This is a genomic window from Microbispora triticiradicis (assembly GCF_005864065.1).
GTDB lineage: Bacteria > Actinomycetota > Actinomycetes > Streptosporangiales > Streptosporangiaceae > Microbispora > Microbispora triticiradicis.
Genome location: NZ_VANP01000001.1, coordinates 848569 through 865359 on the forward strand (window position 1 = coordinate 848569; position 16791 = coordinate 865359).

The 16791-nt window shown below is 71.8% G+C and carries 18 protein-coding genes; 7 read left to right on the forward strand and 11 right to left on the reverse strand.

Annotated elements, in window-relative coordinates:
* Position 1 precedes the first annotated feature (1 nt).
* Positions 2-697 (forward strand): VOC family protein, encoded by a 696-nt coding sequence (locus FED44_RS03980; protein WP_138459769.1) that lies wholly within the window; start codon positions 2-4, stop codon positions 695-697.
* Positions 698-737: 40 nt separating this feature from the next.
* Here the strand turns inward: FED44_RS03980 and FED44_RS03985 are convergent, their stop codons facing one another.
* Positions 738-2231 carry a bifunctional aminoglycoside phosphotransferase/ATP-binding protein gene (locus FED44_RS03985; protein WP_244301691.1) on the reverse strand — a complete coding sequence of 498 codons (1494 nt, stop codon included), beginning with the start codon at positions 2229-2231 and terminating at the stop codon, positions 738-740.
* A gap of 198 nt (positions 2232-2429) precedes the next feature.
* Here FED44_RS03985 and FED44_RS03990 point away from each other — a divergent pair, with 198 nt between their 5' ends.
* Both FED44_RS03990 and FED44_RS03995 read left to right on the forward strand, forming a co-directional pair.
* Complete coding sequence (locus FED44_RS03990; RefSeq protein WP_111700157.1) at positions 2430-2804, forward strand: CBS domain-containing protein; 375 nt, start codon at positions 2430-2432, stop codon at positions 2802-2804.
* Positions 2805-2872: 68 nt separating this feature from the next.
* On the forward strand, positions 2873-4909 hold the full coding sequence (locus FED44_RS03995) for a glycoside hydrolase family 65 protein (RefSeq protein ID WP_138459770.1): 2037 nt from the start codon (positions 2873-2875) through the stop codon (positions 4907-4909).
* Positions 4910-4932: 23 nt separating this feature from the next.
* On the opposite strand, the gene FED44_RS04000 is transcribed toward FED44_RS03995, so the two are convergent.
* From FED44_RS04000 to FED44_RS04040, 10 genes are all read right to left on the reverse strand, one after another.
* Positions 4933-5286 carry a VOC family protein gene (locus tag FED44_RS04000; protein ID WP_111700155.1) on the reverse strand — a complete coding sequence of 118 codons (354 nt, stop codon included), beginning with the start codon at positions 5284-5286 and terminating at the stop codon, positions 4933-4935.
* A gap of 55 nt (positions 5287-5341) precedes the next feature.
* Positions 5342-5866 (reverse strand): DUF1707 SHOCT-like domain-containing protein, encoded by a 525-nt coding sequence (locus FED44_RS04005; protein ID WP_244301692.1) that lies wholly within the window; start codon positions 5864-5866, stop codon positions 5342-5344.
* A gap of 8 nt (positions 5867-5874) precedes the next feature.
* Complete coding sequence (locus FED44_RS04010) at positions 5875-6678, reverse strand: ABC transporter permease (protein WP_111700153.1); 804 nt, start codon at positions 6676-6678, stop codon at positions 5875-5877.
* Positions 6678-7652 (reverse strand): ATP-binding cassette domain-containing protein, encoded by a 975-nt coding sequence (locus FED44_RS04015; RefSeq protein WP_138459772.1) that lies wholly within the window; start codon positions 7650-7652, stop codon positions 6678-6680. The genes FED44_RS04010 and FED44_RS04015 overlap by 1 nt, the downstream gene beginning before the upstream one ends.
* Positions 7653-7668: 16 nt before the next feature.
* Entirely contained in the window at positions 7669-8598 is a 930-nt protein-coding gene (locus FED44_RS04020) for a DUF4097 family beta strand repeat-containing protein (RefSeq protein WP_138459773.1), read from the reverse strand.
* The gene (locus tag FED44_RS04025; RefSeq protein WP_111700150.1) at positions 8598-9131 is read right to left on the reverse strand and encodes a toxin-antitoxin system HicB family antitoxin; all 534 of its coding nucleotides are present in this window, start codon (positions 9129-9131) and stop codon (positions 8598-8600) included. Before FED44_RS04025 ends, FED44_RS04020 begins: the two co-directional genes overlap by 1 nt.
* A 210-nt stretch (positions 9132-9341) precedes the next feature.
* Positions 9342-9881: an nSTAND1 domain-containing NTPase gene (locus FED44_RS38380; protein ID WP_416360966.1), complete on the reverse strand. Its 540-nt coding sequence runs from the start codon at positions 9879-9881 to the stop codon at positions 9342-9344.
* A gap of 12 nt (positions 9882-9893) precedes the next feature.
* Entirely contained in the window at positions 9894-10553 is a 660-nt protein-coding gene (locus FED44_RS04030) for a response regulator (protein ID WP_138459774.1), read from the reverse strand.
* A complete protein-coding gene (locus FED44_RS04035; RefSeq protein WP_138459775.1) occupies positions 10550-11701 on the reverse strand; it encodes a sensor histidine kinase in 1152 nt (383 codons plus the stop codon). The genes FED44_RS04030 and FED44_RS04035 overlap by 4 nt, the downstream gene beginning before the upstream one ends.
* Positions 11698-12519: a CPBP family intramembrane glutamic endopeptidase gene (locus FED44_RS04040; protein ID WP_138459776.1), complete on the reverse strand. Its 822-nt coding sequence runs from the start codon at positions 12517-12519 to the stop codon at positions 11698-11700. Before FED44_RS04040 ends, FED44_RS04035 begins: the two co-directional genes overlap by 4 nt.
* A gap of 305 nt (positions 12520-12824) precedes the next feature.
* On the opposite strand from FED44_RS04040, the gene FED44_RS04045 reads away from it, so the two are divergent.
* The 4 genes from FED44_RS04045 to FED44_RS04055 all read left to right on the forward strand — a co-directional run bounded on the left by FED44_RS04045 (position 12825) and on the right by FED44_RS04055 (position 16720).
* Positions 12825-13799: an AraC family transcriptional regulator gene (locus tag FED44_RS04045; protein WP_111700146.1), complete on the forward strand. Its 975-nt coding sequence runs from the start codon at positions 12825-12827 to the stop codon at positions 13797-13799.
* Between the two features lie 135 nt (positions 13800-13934).
* Positions 13935-15158 (forward strand): styrene monooxygenase/indole monooxygenase family protein, encoded by a 1224-nt coding sequence (locus FED44_RS04050; RefSeq protein ID WP_167521385.1) that lies wholly within the window; start codon positions 13935-13937, stop codon positions 15156-15158.
* Positions 15155-15628, forward strand: a complete 474-nt coding sequence (locus tag FED44_RS35640) for a flavin reductase family protein (protein WP_165900614.1) — start codon at positions 15155-15157, stop codon at positions 15626-15628. Before FED44_RS04050 ends, FED44_RS35640 begins: the two co-directional genes overlap by 4 nt.
* 363 nt (positions 15629-15991) lie before the next feature.
* Positions 15992-16720 (forward strand): hypothetical protein, encoded by a 729-nt coding sequence (locus FED44_RS04055; protein WP_138459777.1) that lies wholly within the window; start codon positions 15992-15994, stop codon positions 16718-16720.
* Positions 16721-16791 lie beyond the last annotated feature (71 nt).

A 16791-nucleotide genomic window follows, 5' to 3' on the forward strand; every position in this document is an offset into this window, starting at 1 on the left:
GATGAGCGACGCCACGGAGAAGATCGAACGGATCAGGCCGCAGCAGTTCCACGAGATCGGCGGCCTGGAGGACTGGCGGGTGCTGGGTGAGGGGGCGTGTGCCTACTTCCGTACCGGGTCGTTCGCGGCCGGGGCCGCGCTCGTGCAGGCGATCAGCGAACTGCCCGGCGTGGGCAGCGGTCACCCCGACGTCGACCTGCGCCACGAGGGCGTCACGGTACGGCTGATCACCATCGCGGACTTCTACGGGCTGACGGATCGGGACGCCGAACTGGCCCGGCGGATCTCGGCGGTGGCCCGCGCGCTCGGCGTCCCCGCCGATCCCTCGGCCGTGCAGAGCGTCCAGGTCACCGTCGACGCCCTCTCCGGTGCCGAGGTGGTGGCGTTCTGGCGGGCCCTGCTCGGCTACGAGGACCGGGCGAACAGCCCGGAAGACCTGATCGACCCGCACCGCCGCGGCGCGGCGTTCTACTTCCAGCAGATGGACGAGCCGCGTCCGCAGCGCAACCGGGTCCACGTCGACGTCTGGGTGCCGTACGACCAGGCCGAGGCGCGGATAGCGGCGGCGGTCGCCGCCGGCGGCCGCCTGGTCTCCGACGCGTACGCGCCGTCGCACTGGGTGCTGGCCGACCCCGAAGGCAACGAGGCGTGCGTGGGCGCGGCCGGCTGGATCGGGCCCGACCCGCGCACCCGGTAGGAGTCGTCCGCCGTCGCGCCCGGGTACCCGCGGCCGTGGTTCAGCCCGGTGCCATCCGGGGACGCCGGAACCGCCGTGGCACGCCGGACCAGCGGGCGTGGATCGCCGTCATCGCCCGCTCCAGTGTCCGTTCCGGGGGCGCGTCGGTGTCGATCTCGGTCGCGCCGGGCCAGGGGGTCGTCGTCGCCGTCATCGCGGCGGCGATCGCCCGGTCCGCGTCCGATATCCCGCCGGTGCGGCGTGCGAGGCGTTCGGCGGTGACCCGCGGCGGGGCGACGCAGTGCAGTGCTGTGAGATGGGTGGAGGTACGGCGGGCCAGGGACGCCGCGGCGGCGCGGTGCGCGGTGTCCGTCCAGGACGCGTCCACGACGACCGGCTCGCCGAGACCGAGCAGCCGCTCGGCCCTGGACAACAGCTCGGCGTAGGTCCGTTCAGTGGACTCCGCACAGTAGATGCCCTCGCCGAAGGGGGCGGCCGCGGGCTGGTGCGGCGATATGCCGGCGAGTTCCTTACGGAGACGGTCGCTGGTCAGCAACGTGCAGCCGAGCCGGTCGGCGACGGCGGCGGCCAGGGTCGACTTTCCGGTCCCCGGGAGCCCGCCGACGAGGACCAGGGTGACCGCACCCGCCTGAAGGTGGCCCAGCGTGAGCTCGGCCAGGCTCCGGGCCTCCCACGCCGCCGCGGCGTCCCCCTGTCCATGGCGCAGGCAGGCGACCTTGGCGCGGACGAAGGCCCGGTAGGCGACGTAGTGATGCCACAGCGAGGGCGGTGAGGGGTCGCCGGAGAACTCGGCGTACCAGCACAGGAAGAGCTCCGCCAGGCGAGGAGCGCCCAGTCGCTCCAGGTCCATGGCCAGGAAGGCGGCGTCGTCCAGGCCGTCGACGAAGCGGAGCCGGTCGTCGAACTCCAGGCAGTCCAGGATCCGGGGCCCGTCGTCCAGGCAGAAGATGTCGTCGGCGAGCAGATCGCCGTGGCCGTCCACGATCCGGCCTTCCGCGATCCGGACCGCGAAGAGCGGTTCCCGGCCGTCGAGATAGCGCAGCGTGAGCCGTTCGACGTCGCCGAGGATCTCGGTGTCGAGGACCGCCTCGGGCAGCGCCCGCACCTCACGGAAGCTCGCGGTCCAGCGGGATCGCAGCGCCTGCCCGCTCCCCTGTTCGTCGATGCGCGGGCTGTGCGGGGATCGGGCGTGCATGCCCGCGACCACCCGCGCGACCCGGCACAGGGCGTCCTCCACCGGTGCTCCCGACTGGACCAGCGCGGACAACCGGCGTTCGTCCGGCATCCGCCGCATCACCACGAGGTGCTCCCGGACCCGTCCGTCCGGGCCGGACACGTCGGCCACTCCTTCGTAGACGTCCGGTGCCAGCCGGCGGTTGAGCTCGACCTCCTTGTGGCACATCGCCCGCCGGGCCTCCAGCGTCGTGAAGTCCAGGAAGCCCAGATCGACGGGCTTCTTCAGCTTGAAGGCGTGATCTCCGAGGAGGATCACCACCCCGGCGTGCGTCTCCCTGACCTGCGCCCACGGCCTCATCGAGGTGCCCCCGTCCCCCGTCGGTGCCATGCGGCGGCAAGGAGCCGCCGGACACCGTCTCCACGTCCGCTTCCTGGAGACATTCCCGCGCGCGGACTCCTCCCCCCGCAGGTTCGGCCTTCCCGTAACGCCCAGCGGCCGACGGGCGTCCTGTGGCGGTGTGGTTGGCTGGAAGTGCTGGTGAGGAGGGGAGGACGCATGCGTATCGCCAACGTTTACCGTCCCCTGGTGTTCGGGTGCCCGGCGACCGCGAAACTGCCCGAGGTGGCCCGCCGGATGACGGAGAAGAACATCGGCGCACTCGCCGTGCTCGAAGCGGACCGGGTCACGGGAGTGATCACAGAACGGGACCTCGTGACGGCGCTTGCCACATCCGCCGACCCCGCCGCCCTGAGCGCGGGGATGTGCGCGTCGTCGGACATCAAGACCGCCACTCTGGACGAGGACACGCGCGAGGTGGCCCGGCGCATGCTCGACCACGGCATCCGCCACATCCCGGTGGACCAGGACGGGCGCCTGATCGGCATGGTGTCGATGCGCGATCTTCTCGCGCTGGAGACGCTCACGCCTTGACCCGCCCTCTCGACGCCGGCGATCCGCGCCGATCGGATCGACCGGGGGCCGGTTCAGGAGGAGCCGCGTTGAATCCGTGGTCGCTGACTTACGAAGGGTTCGATCCCGGTCACGAGGGGCTGCGCGAGGCGCTGTGCACGCTGGGCAACGGCCGGTTCGCCACGCGAGGCGCGGCACCGGAGGCCGAGGCCGGCGCCGTCCACTACCCGGGGACCTACGTCGCCGGATGCTACGACCGGCTCACCTCGGACATCGCAGGTCATCGGCTGACCAACGAGGACATGGTCAACCTGCCGAACTGGCTGCCGCTGACCTTCGCGACGCCCGGCTGCCCGTGGTTCTCCCCCGGCACGGCGGACCTGCTCGGGTACCGGCAGGACCTGGACATGCGCCACGCCGTCCTGCACCGGCTGATCCGGTTCCGGGACGCCGAGGGCCGCGTCACGTCCGTACGGCAGCGCCGCCTGGTCTCGATGGCCGACCCCTACCTGGCCGCGCTGGAGACGACCTTCACGGCCGAGAACTGGTCGGGGCCTCTCCGCGTACGCTCCGGGCTCGACGGCCGGGTGGCCAACACGGGAGTGGCGCGGTACCGCGACCTGCGGGGCGACCACCTGACAGGGCACGCGACGGGGATCCGGGAGCCCCTGACGTGGCTCCGCGCGCGGACCCGCTCCTCCGGCATCGAGGTCGCCCTGGCCTCGCGGGTCGACGTCTCCTCCGGCGGCGGAGGCGGGCCCGAGGCCGAGCGGCACGACGACCACGTCCTGGAGACACGCGTGCTGCCGCTGGACCGTGGCCACGCCGTCGCGGTCGTCAAGACGGTGGCGCTCACCACGTCGCGCGACCTCGCGGTCTCCGACGCGACGTCGGCCGCGCTGCGTCGGGCCGGACTCGCGCCCGGCTTCGGCGAACTCCTGGAACAGCACGAGATCGCCTGGCGTGACCTGTGGGAACGGGCCCGGCTGGAGGTGACGGGCCCGAACACCCAGCGGGACATCCGCCTGAGCACCTTCCACGTGCTGCAGACCCTGTCACCGCACACCGCCGACCTCGACGTGGGCGTGCCCGCACGCGGCCTGCACGGCGAGGCCTACCGGGGACACGTGTTCTGGGACGAGCTGTTCGTGCTGCCCTGGCTGACCCTGCGTTTCCCGGAGACCGCCCGCGGGGCGCTGCGCTATCGCCTGCGGCGGCTGCCGGAAGCCCGGGCCGCCGCCCGTGCGGCAGGCCTGCGGGGGGCGATGTTCCCCTGGCAGAGCGGCAGCGACGGACGCGACGAGACCCAGCGGTTCCACCTCAACCCCCGCTCCGGGCAGTGGACGCCCGACCACACCCACCTTCAGCGGCACGTCGGGCTGGCGGTCGCCTACAACGCCTGGCAGCACTACGCGATCACCGGCGACGTGGAGTTCCTCGCCGGGACCGGCGCCCACCTCCTGGTCGAGATCGCCCGCTTCTTCGCCTCGGTGGCGCGGCTCGACCCCCTGTCGGGCCGCTACGAGATCAAGGGTGTGATGGGTCCGGACGAGTATCAGGCCGATGTGCTCATGCTGTTCTACCTGCTCACGGCCCGGGAGGTGCGGCAGATCCTCGATCGGCTGGGCTATCCGGCGGCGCCGGGCCTGACCCGCCGCACCATCCGCTACTACCTCTCCCGCACCTGCCACGGCTCGACGCTGAGCGCCGTCGTCCACGCCTGGGTGCTGGCGCGCTCGGACCGCACCGGCTCATGGCGGTTCTTCACGGAGACGCTGACGGGCGACATCACCGACGTTCAGGGAGGGACCACCGCCGAGGGCGTCCACCTGGGCGCCATGGCCGGGACGCTGGACCTGGTGCAGCGCTGCTACCTCGATCTCGAGGCCCGGCCCGACGGCCTGCACCTGAACCCGGTGCTCCCCGAACAGCTGACCACGCTGTCGCTGTGCCTCCGCTACCGGGGCGCGGAACTCGTCGTCGACGCCGATCCGGCCCGCGTACGGATCGCCCGGGCCGACGACGGCCCCACCGCCCTGGACCTCGTGGTGCACGGCCACCACGCCCGGCTACGGCGCGGCGACAGCCGTACGTTCCCCCTGCCGGAGCCGAAGCGCGACGGGTGATCGGAGGCCGCGTGGGGACACCGTCAGCTGGGCTGCCACAGCTCGATGCGGTTGCCCTCGGGATCGGTGACCCAGCCGAACCGGCCGACGCCCTCCATCTCCTCGGTCTCCTTGGCCACGTCCGCGCCCTTGGCGCGGAGCTGCGCGAGCATCGCGTCCAGGTCGCGGACCCGGAAGTTGAGCATCGTCCGCTGGTCCCGGGAGCCGAAGTACTCGGTCTCGGACTCGAAGGTCGCGAAGACCGTCACCCCGGCTTCCTGCCGCCACATGCCGTTCTCGTCGGCGTCCAGGCCCAGGCACTCGCGGTACCACGCACCCAGGGCCGCCGGGTCGGCGGCCCGCAGGAAGTATCCGCCGATTCCAAGCACACGTTCCATGTCGCTCATCCTGCCAGGACGGCGATCACCCGCCACACCCCTCGCCATGGCCGCGTCATCTCCGCGCGGTGCGGATGGTGATGCTGCCGTAGGGCAGGTCACCGGCGATCTGGACGTGCAGCCGGCCCGGACACCGGCGGCCCGCCGCCTTGGACGTCACCCTGCCCCAGCCGATGCGCACCCCGTCGGCGTTCGCGCTCGCGCCCGCGGGCAGGGTGATCGTGGCGCCGCCGTACGCGAGCCGGAGCTCGATGTCGATTCGGGGGTACGGGATGTGCGCCTGGGACAGGTCGAGCTTCACCCTGCCGTACTCGGAGTCGATGCGCAGCCGGCGCGGGACGTGCCAGTCGCCCACTCGCTTGATCAGTCCCCCGGTGGAGGCGATGCGCACCACTTCGTCGTCTTCGTCTTCGTCGTCGGCCAGGCCGGCGACCACCGGCTCCAGCTCGCCCGAGGCGGTGGCGGTGAGCGCCAGTTCCAGCCGCCGTTCCAGCTCGGCGGGGCCGAGCCGGCCGTCCGCGTACGCCTGCTGGACCAGCTCCACGGCCCTGTCCCGCTCCCGGTCGGGGACGTGTCCCATCGCGTGGCTCATCGGCTGACGGCTCTCTTGTACAGCCGCGTGGCCAGCGGCACGAACACGACCAGGAGCACGGCCGTCCACAGCAGCGACACCGGCACCGCGTGCCGCAGCGGCCAGGCGCCGGGCACCGGGAGGGCCGGGCTGGTGTTGCCGAACAGTTCGCGTGCGGCCTGGACGAGCGTCGAGACCGGGTTCCATTCGGCGATCGGCCTCAGCGGCCCGGGCAGCCGGGCGCTGTCGACGAAGGCGTTGGACAGGAAGACCAGCGGGAACGACATGATGGTGGCGATGTTGTTGAAGACCTCCGGCGTACGCAGGGCCAGCGCGACCGTGGCCGTCACCCAGGAGAAGGCGTACGCGAACAGCAGCAGCATCAGGAACCCGAGGGCGGCCTCGAACGGCGAGCCGTGGACGCGCCATCCGACGAGCAGCCCGACGACGGCCATCGTGGCGATGCTGGTGACGTTCATGATCAGGTCGCTGAGGGTCTGACCGGTCAGCACCGCGGAGGGCGACATCGGCAGTGTGCGGAACCGGTCGAAGATGCCCTTCTGCAGGTCCTGGGTCAGCGTGTATCCGGTGATCTGGGCGCTGGTGACGATGGCCATGACGAAGATCCCGGGCAGCAGGTACTCCCCGTACGACATGCCGGGCAGGCTGATCATGCTGCCGAAGACGTAGGTGAACAGCAGCACGAACACGATCGGGAGCATGACCACGCCGCCCAGCAGGTCGGGAGCGCGCCGGATCTTCAGGGCGTTGCGCTTGGTGATCGTCACGCCGTCGGCGACGGCCAGCCGCAGGGTGTTCATCACGCGGTCTCCTTGCTCTTCTCGTCAGCTTTCTCGTCGGCCTGGCGGCCCGTGAGGCTCAGGAACACGTCGTCCAGGGTCGGGCGGCGCAGACCGGCATCGCGTACGGTGATCCGCTCGGCGGCCAGGTGGCCGAGCGCCTCGGTCAGGGTGGCCGCGCCGCCGGTCACCGGGATCGTCACCCGCAGGGCCGCGGTGTCGATCAGCACATCCCCGACGGCCAGCGGCGCCAGCGTCCTGGCGGCGCTCTCCAGATTCGCCGTGCTCGTCACCGAGAGCTGGATCCGGTCGCCGCCGACCTGGTCCTTGAGCTCGTCGGCCGTGCCGAGCGCGATCACGCGGCCGTGGTCGACCACCGCGATGCGGTCGGCGAGCCGGTCGGCCTCCTCCAGGTACTGCGTGGTGAGCAGCACCGTCGTGCCTCCCGCGACGAGCTCGGCGATGACCTCCCACAGCCCGATCCTGGCCCGGGGGTCCAGGCCGGTGGTGGGCTCGTCGAGGAACAGCACGGGCGGTTCGGCGACCAGCGCGCCGGCCAGGTCGAGCCTGCGCCGCATGCCGCCGGAGTAGCCGTGCACGGGGCGGTCGGCCGCGCCGGTCAGGTCGAAGCGGTCCAGCAGCTCGCGGGCGCGCTCCCTGCTGCGCCTGGTGCCCAGGTGGTGGAGGCGGCCGACCATCTCCAGGTTCTCGGCGCCGGTGAGGTGGTCGTCCACGGCGGCGTACTGGCCGGAGACGCCGATGCGCGCACGCAGCCGGTCGGCGTCACGGACGACGTCGAACCCGGCCACCGTGGCGTGGCCCGCGTCCGGTTTGAGCAGTGTGGTGAGGATTCGCACCGTGGTGGTCTTGCCGGCGCCGTTCGGGCCGAGCAGCCCGAACACCGTCCCCTCGGGGACGGTCAGCCCCATCCCGTCGAGGGCGGCGACGTCGCCGTACCTCTTGACCAAGCCCTCGGCCACGATCGCGTCTGGCATGAGAATCTCCCTGGTGTCAGGAACGGTGGACGACGATGTCGCCGTAGGTGGTGTGGGTCCGCACCTCGACGATCCGGTCTGTCCGTCCGGGATCGTCGCCGGGGTCGAGGGAGACGTCCACGGTGCCGTACGTGGAGGCCACGTCCAGCCAGGCGGCGGTGCCCTCCCGGATCCCGACGTCCAGGCCGCCGCCGGTGGTCTCCATGGCGATGGAGCCGGACACCGCCTCGCCGATCCGCAGACTGGCGTACGCGGTCTTGGCGGCGACGCCGGCCAGGGCGCGGTCGACGGCGATGTCGCCGTGGGCGCTGTTCAGCCGCAGTTCGCCGGTCACCTCGCGGATGCGGACGGCGCCGTGGGAGGTCCTGACCGCGGCGGTGCCGTCGACCTCGCCGATGTGGATGCCGCCGTGGGTCGTGGTGACCTCGGCGTGCCCGGAGGCGCGGACGACCGAGATGTCGCCGTGGGTGCTCTTCACCCGGAGCCGACCGGCCTGTTCGACCCGGATGTCGCCGTAGGAGGTGGTGAGCGTCACCTCACCGAGCGGCCCACGGCACAGGATGGTCCCCGCCGTCTTGGCGTCGACGCGGGAGCCGGCCGGCAGGTCGATCGTCACGTCGGCCGAGCCCGGGCCGAGCAGCAGCGAGCGTGCCCAGCTCGCGGGCGACTCGACGAGCCTGCCGAGCGAGAGCCCCCGGCCGGAGGCGGAGCCCGCGTGCTCCCTGTCGGTCCGCACCAGGAGCCTGCCGTCGGCGTAGTCCACCTGGATGTGCCGGGCGGCCTGCACGTCGGCGTCGTTGAGTTCGTCGCTCGGGCGGACGTCGACGACGGTGTCGGTGCGGCCGCTCGCGTTGATCCGGACGGTGGCTGTCGCGATGTCGAGGACGGCGAGGACGGGCTGCGGGGTGTCGAAGGTCCGCGTCCCGGCCTTCTTGTCGGCGCTCATCAGCGCACCCAGCCGCTGTAGCGGTTGCCGGTCCGTTGCGCCTGGCTTCGGCCGGAGCGGCGGTCGGCGGTGCCGGGGTCGAGCGCGGCGGCGACGGCGCGGACCAGCCAGGCGTTGACCGACAGCCCCTCTCGTGCGGCCGCCTCCTCGATGCGCGGCTTGAGGTGCTCGGGGACCCGGAGCGAGATCCGGGACGTCCCGCCCTCGTCGGCGTCCGAGGGGGGCGGCGGTGCGGGCGGCCTCTCGGCCTGCCCGGTCTCGCCTCCTCCCTCGTACGGGCGAGGGCTCTGCGGTGGTGGCGTCACGACGAAACCGGGGTCGCGCCCGCGTAGCCGCACCTCGACCGAGCCCGGCGCGAGGTCCTGGGTGATCTCGTCGGCGGCGGCCGACAGAGCCTCCAGCAGCGCGAGCCGGGTGGCCGATTCGAGCGTCGCGGCGAGGCGCTCGGCGAGCGCACGGACGTCCTCGCCGCCCGCCCCGGCGACCATCGCTAGCTCACGCCGCAGGTGATCGACATAAGGTGCAAGGTCCATGACGTCATCATGACATCACATTGACGCCATAACAAGCCCGAAGATCCCGAAAAGTAGCGTCACCACCGACGCCACATGCGTGGCGGTGGCCCGGTGACAGTGCCCCTGATGACGATCACCGGCAGAAGGAGCGCCCGCCCGCACCGCATCCGCGACCGCCGCCTCCGCCGCGGCCCGGTGGAGCGGCTGCACGGTGTCGAGCTGTTCGTTCTACTTCACTCCGGAGGCGTTCATGCCCGCTCGCCTGATCACCACGACTCTTGCGTGCGCGGTGGCCCTCGCCGCCGTCACGACAGGGAGAGTCTGGGGTCGATGCCCACAGTGCGAGCCCTTCCGCCCGTCCGGCCAGAAGGACCGGACGGCTATGGGGCGGCGCCCTCGTTCGCGCTGTTCACACCGTGCTCGGCGGCGGGTGCCGGTGCGTCCACGTCTGGCGCAGCACGTGCGACAGCAGTGGCAGCACTCCGACGGCATCGGCAAGTCGCGGTCGCTGTACAGATCCTCGAGCAGCAGCTCGGCCAGGCCCTCCTCAAGGGTCAGGCCGGCCAGTCGCGCCGGACCCCTGATGACCCGCAGCAGGTCGTCGCGCGTCATCGGCGTGACCACCACCGGCCGCTCGATCGCCCCGACGAGCTCCGGGTAGCGGGTGCAGTGGCCCAGGTAGTCGGCCCGGACGCCCAGGACGACCTCCAGTGGGCCGCGCGCCCGCCGGCCCCGGACCCGGTGGACGGTCGGACCGTCCCCGGCCAGTGCCCGTCCGGTTCAGGTCACCAGGCCTCTGCGGTAGGCGTAGACCACCGCCTGCACGCGGTCGCGCAGGTCGAGCTTGGTGAGAATGCGGGACACGTACGTCTTGACGGTCTCCTGGCTGATCACCAGTGCCGCGGCGATCTCACTGTTGGACCGGCCGTCCGCGATGAGGCGCAGCACCTCCAGCTCACGCGGGGTCAGCGCGACGTCGTCCGGTGTGCCCGCGGCGGGACGGATGCGCGCCGCGTATCTGCCGACGAGCTGACGCGTCACCTCGGGAGCCAGCAGCGCGGCACCGGTCGCGACGGTGCGGATGCCGTGCAGGAGCTGCGCCGGCGGGGCGTCCTTGAGCAGGAAGCCGCTCGCCCCCGCGCGCAGCGCCTCGTAGACGTACTCGTCCAGGTTGAACGTCGTCACCACGAGCACCTTGACGGGGTCCGCCACCCCGGCGCCGGCGAGCAGGCGGGTCGCCCCGATGCCGTCGAGCACCGGCATCCGTACGTCCATCACCACGATGTCCGGGCTCAGCCGGCGAGCCAGATCGACCGCGGCGCGACCGTCGCCGCACTCGCCCACCACCTCCAGGTCGGGCTGGGCATCGATGATCGTCGCGAACCCGGTGCGGATCAGCGCCTGGTCGTCGCAGACCAGGACCCGGATCGGCGCGGTCACGACGGGCTCCCCGCGGGGATTCGCGCCCGCACGACGAAGCCGCCGTCCGTCCGCCGACCGGCGCTGAACTCGCCGCCCAGGGCGTCGACCCGCTCGCGGAGCCCGGCCAGGCCCCGCCCGCTTCCGCCGGGCGAGCCGGCCCGGGAGGCGGAACCGCCGGTACTGACCTCCACGAGAATCTCCTCCTCGCCATAGCGCACGCGGACCGCCGTGGGGCTGCCGTGGGCGTGCTTGAGTGCGTTCGTCAGGGACTCCTGCACGACCCTGTAAGCCACGAACTCGGCGCTGCCGGCCGACTCCGCCCGCCTGCCGTCCTCGGCGAACTCCACCGGCTGCCCGGCCCGGCGCGTCTGCTCCACCAGCGTGTGGAGCTCGCCGACGGACGGCATCCTGACGTCGGTGTGGTCGGGGTTGAGCAGATCGAGCAGGTGCCGCAGGTCGGCGATGGCCCGCCGGCCCGTATCGGTGACCGCGCTCAGCGCCGCGTCGAGGCGATCGGGCGCCGCGGTCAGGTAACGCGCGGCCTCGGCCTGCACGACCATCGCCGTCACATGGTGGGTCACGACGTCGTGCAGCTCGCGGGCGATCCGGGTGCGCTCCGCGGCACGGGTGGTCTCGGCGACATGGCGGCGGCGTTCCTCCTCGGCGGCCCGGGCGGAGCGCAGCCAGGCCCCGCTGCCCCACGCGAGGGCCAGCGCCAGGTAGAACACCGCGTAACCCTCCACCTTCTCGGTCGCGCCGATCCGCCCGAGCGCGTACGCCAGGGGCACGTACGCCGCGGAGAGGAGGACCACGGCGACGCGCCGGTGGCGCTGCAGATGGATGCCCGTGCTGATGAGCACGATGGGCATCGCGTTGCTCGCGAGCACGTGGTAGGCGCGGATCTGGTCCAGGACGAAGCCGAGCGACACCAGAGCCAGGCACACCGCCGGCCAACGCCGGCGCACGGCGAGCGGAAGGCACTCCAGGGCGATCACCACGTACGCCAGCGCGTCGAAGGGACGGGTCGGCAGGTCGCCGACCTGCGTCCCCTTGCCGTGAAGCGCCGGCAGGAACGACGCGACGGCCAGCAGCAGCCCGAACGGCAGATCCCGGACCACGACGTCGCACCGCCGCCACAGATCCGTGACCCGCCGTAGATCGATCACTGGGCGAGCGTAGCGGTCGCGCCGCGCCGGAGCGGGACCACGTTGCCGCGGCGGTGGGCCAGCCACATGAACACGAGCGTCAGCAGCAGGCCGAACACCACCGCGTACGGGCTCGCCTCCGGCCCGAAGTCGCCGCCCGTGAGCAGGGCGGGGCCCGACGTCACGCCGTGCAACAGCCCCTGCGTCGCGCCGTTGCCCGAGACCTCGGTGCCGAAGATGCCGGCCGCGGCGAAGTTCCAGCCGAAGTGCACGCCGATCGGCACCCACAGGGTGCGGGTGGCGGCGTAGGCGGCGGCGAGCATGCCGCCCGCCTCGATCGCGATGGCGATCGCGCCCCACAGGCTGGCGTGCTCGTTCGTCAGGTGCATCAGGCCGAACACCAGGCCGGTCAGCACCAGCGCGATCCAGGTGCCGGTCCGCCCCTCGACGATCCGGAACAGGATGCCGCGAAAGATCAGCTCCTCCGTCACGGCGGCGGCGGCCATGAATCCGACCTGCCCGACCGCGCCCGTCACCGAGCCGAGGCCGTCGACCCGGTACCCACCCAGGAAGGCGATGTTCACGATGACTGCCGCGAACATCCCGACCCCGATCAGCAGCCCCCGGCCGACGGCGGCGACGGCACCTTCCCCAGCCACCTCCACCGGCGCGCGGCGCTCGGACCACCGCACCACCCGGGCGTACACGAACACCGCGAGCGCGGCTGTCGCGACACCGAGAACCAGGACGAGGAACGGGCTCCCCTGCACCGCGCCCACGATCGCGCCGCCGGCGAACGCGACCAACGCGACGGGCACGAGCTGTTTCAACAACCGCATGACGACTCCCTGAAGTGGGGGGACTCCGCGACGGAGAGCCGCCGCTACGTCGGGAAACGCTAGGGATTCGACGGCCGGGAATCGTCCCCGCGCAGTGGACACTCGCGGGTAGCTCGCACGGGGGACAGGCGCAAGCAGTACTCCCCCGCGAAGCCGGTCCCGCCGAGCGAACGAAAAAGCGCGACCGAAAAAGGTACGCCCCCTGGTCTTAATAGGGACAATCCTGTGGACTGCGTCCTTTTGCCTGGAACGCCGACAAGCTTCCCGCGATTATCCGATTGACAGGTCGTCGGAGTGGGGGATCGATGGAAGTGCTGCTCGGCAACAGGCCCGTCTTCGCCAGCACCGATCTCGACGAGGTCCGTGACGAGGTGGCGAGGATCTTCTGCCCGCATCGGCTGGACCTGACCGGCGCGGCGTCCCTGCTGTCGGCGCGGTTCAACTCCATCCGGCTCGGCTCGGTCCGGATCAGTTACCTCGACTACGGGGCCGACGTCCGCATCGAACCCGGCGACCTCGGCACCTTCTTCCTGGTGCTGATCCCGCTGGCCGGGCGCAGCCTGATCCGCAGCGGGAGCCAGGAAGTCGTCTCGACCCCGGCGACGGCCGCCCTCCCCTCTCCGACGCAGCATCTCGACATGCGGTGGGCGGCGGGCACCCCCAAGCTGATCGTCAAGTTCGAGCGCACGGCGGTCGAGCGTTCGCTGGAGCAGATGCTCGGCGAGCCGCTCGACCGGCCGGTCGTCTTCGACCTGGGCATGGACCTGACCGCGGGATGGACGCGCGCCTGGCGGGCGATGGCCGACCTGATCGTCCACGAGGCCGAGCACGACGACGGGCTGACCACGCAGCCGCTGGCCGTCGCCCACCTGGAGAACGCGCTGCTCACCTCCCTGCTCACGATGCAGCCCTCCAACTACCGGGAACGGCTGGCGGCGCCTCGGCCGCCCGTGCTTCCCAAGGTGGTGCGCCGGGCGCTGGAGTTCATCGAGCAGCACGCCCACCTCCCGATCACCACCGAGGACGTCGCGCGGGCGGTGGCGGTCAGCGGCCGCTCGCTCCAGGAGGGCTTCCGCGTCCACGTGGGCCGCACTCCGATGGCGCAGCTCAGAGAGGTACGGCTGACCAAGGTGCACGAGGAGCTGGCCGCCGGGGATCCGGCCCGCCACACCGTCACGAGCGTCGCCGCCCGCTGGGGATTCCTCCACCAGGGCCGGTTCGCCGCGCTCTATCGCCAGAAGTACGGCCGGCACCCGTCGGAGACCCTGAGACGGGGCTGAGGACGGGGCTGAGGACGGGGCTGAGGCGAACTCCGCGCCGGCTGGACGGAATCCGCGCTGAGTGGATGGTTCGCCGGGCCGCCTCGCCCGTAGTTTCTGCTGAAACCCCTACTTTCAGCGGAAGGAAACACCCTCATGCGCAGAATCCTCGTCGTCGGTGCCGGTCAGGCGGGTCTGCACCTGGCCATCGGCCTGCTGCAGAACGGCTACGACGTCACCGTGGTCTCCAACCGCACCCCGGAGTCGATCCGCGACGGCCGGGTGATGTCGGGCCAGTGCATGTTCGGCACCGCCCGGGCACATGAGCGCGCGCTCGGCCTGGACTGGTGGGCGGACGTCTGCCCGCCCATCGAGGGCATCGAGTTATCCGTCCCGAGCCCCGCGGGTGGCAAGGCTCTCGGCTGGGCGTCCCGGCTGAGGACTCCCGCCCTCTCGGTCGACCAGCGGGTGAAGATGCCGGCCTGGCTGGACGAGGTCGAACGGCTCGGCGGCAAGCTCGTCGTCCACGACGCCACTCCGGAGGATCTGGAGACCTACGCGGCCCAGTACGACCTGGTCCTGGTCGCCGCGGGGAAGGGGGAGATCGCCTCCCTGTTCGAGCGGGACGCGGAGCGCTCGACGTACAGCACCCCGCAGCGGGCGCTGGCGGTCACCTACGTCAACGGTCTCACCCCCCGGCCCGAGCACTCCGCGGTCTGCTTCAACCTGCTCCCCGGCGTCGGCGAGTACTTCGTCTTCCCCGCTCTGACGCACGGCGGCCCGTGCGACATCATGGTGTTCGAGGGTGTGCCGGGCGGGCCGATGGACTGCTGGGGCGATGTGCGCGGCCCCGCCGAGCACCTGGCGCGCAGCCGCGAGATCCTGGAGACCTTCTTCCCCTGGGAGGCGGCACGCTGCTCCGGGATCGAGCTCACCGACGCCAACGGGGTGCTGACCGGGCGCTTCAGTCCCACCGTGCGCCGCCCGGTCGCCGTCCTGCCGTCGGGCGCCCCGGTGCTCGGGGTCGCCGACGTGGTGGTGCTCAACGACCCGATCACCGGGCAGGGCAGCAACAACGCCGCCAAGTGCGCCGCCGCCTACCTCCAGGCCATCCTGGAGCGCGGCGAGCAGCCGTTCGACGCGGCCTGGATGCGGCAGACGTTCGATCGCTTCTGGGCGCAGGCCCAGCACGTCACCCGCTGGACCAACGCGCTGCTGGCCCCGGCCGAACCGCACCACCTGGCGCTCCTGGGCGCCGCCGGCCAGGTGCCGGAGATCGCCTCCCGCTTCGTCAACGGCTTCGACGACCCCGCCGACTACGCCGAGTGGTTCATGGACGCCGACAAGGCACAGGCCTATCTCGACCGGGTCGCGTCATGAGATCGCTGCGCGATGCCTTGGGGCAGTTCGCCACCGGGGTCGCGGTGGTCACCACCGCGACCCCGAGCGGGGAACGGGCAGGGGTGACGGTGAACTCCTTCAGCTCGGTCTCGCTCGATCCGCCGCTGGTGCTGTGGTGCCTGTCGGACCGCGCTCCCAGCGCGCCCGTCTTCCTGCGCGCGGGGCGTTTCGCGGTCAACATCCTGGCCGCCGGCCAGGACGAGCTGTCGCGGCGGTTCGCGACACCGGCGCCGGACAAGTTCGCCGGCGTGGACGTGCTCGCCACCCCCACCGGGCTGCCCATGCTCGCCGGGACCCTGGCCACCTTCTCCTGCCGTACGGTGTCCGTCCACGCCGGCGGCGACCACCACATCTTCGTCGGCGAGGTGGAGCACCACCAGCGGTCAGGAGGGGAGCCGCTGCTCTTCCACTCCGGCCGCTACCGCGCGCTCGCCTCCTCCCCGGGATGACGAGGAACGGACGCGTTCCTTCCGCCTCCCACGAGAGCCGGCGCCCCGGCCCTGTGGCGGCCGGGGTGCCGGTCTGAAATTTCAGCGTCGGATCGGACCGGGACGCGACCCACTCCGGCACGGAACCTGCGCGCTACCACGGCGACTCAGTCCTCTCACGAATCACCTTGCCACGTATCGCATTACTCGCAATACGCCGCCTTTGACACGCATATTCACTGCGAGATACCTGTATGTGGAACACAGGAAGGGCGCAAATCTCCCTGCCGAACTCGGACCACGATGGCGTTGATTCGCGTCACTTTCCGAGGCGTCGCGGCCGTTTTGGCCGGCCGTTTCGACCCGGATAACCGAGGAGGAAAGATGCGTGACGAAAGAAGGGTCACCGGGAAAGCCGGCTCCGGCGCCCTGTGGCGCGTGCCGGCGTGGCTGACCGCCGTGGTCGCACTGCTGACCAGCCTGGTGGTGACCAGTTCACCGGCGGCGGCCGGCCAGCCGTACGGGCCGTACACCTGTGCGAGCGGGTACGTGTGGCGGGAGGCCTACGCGGGCGACCAGGTCTGCGTGACGCCGGCGATCCGCACCCAGACCGCGACGGAGAACGCACTGGGCCCGTCCCGCCGGGAGCCGAACGGCGGCCCCTACGGGCCCGACACCTGCAAGCAGGGCTACGTCTGGCGTGAGACGCGGCCCTCGGACCACGTCTGCGTGCCGCCGGCGAGCCGCGACCAGGCCTACAGCGACAACTCCAACGCCGTCCTGCGACTGGCGGACCCGGGCGGGACGCCGCACGGCGGGGTCACCATCTCCACCTCGCTCAACCAGACCGGTGGCCGCCTGTACGCCAACGGCAGCGGGCTCACGCCCAACGGCACAATATGGTTCTACGCGGTCGGGATCGGCACGACCGGGCCGTACTCACTGGGTACGCGGACCGCCGACGCCTCCGGCAACCTGCCGGGATGGCAGTACGTCGCGGACGTCTGGTGCCGCAGCTACCAGACGGGGCCGGCAACCATCGTGGTCCTCGACGTGAAGGCGGGCCTCGTCACCACCGCGGGCACCACGACCGCGTTCCTCCACTGCGGCTGAGCCCGCGCGACATCACGAGCACGACCAGCGCGTACAGGCGGGCATGGCACCTTCCACGGTGCCGTGCCCGC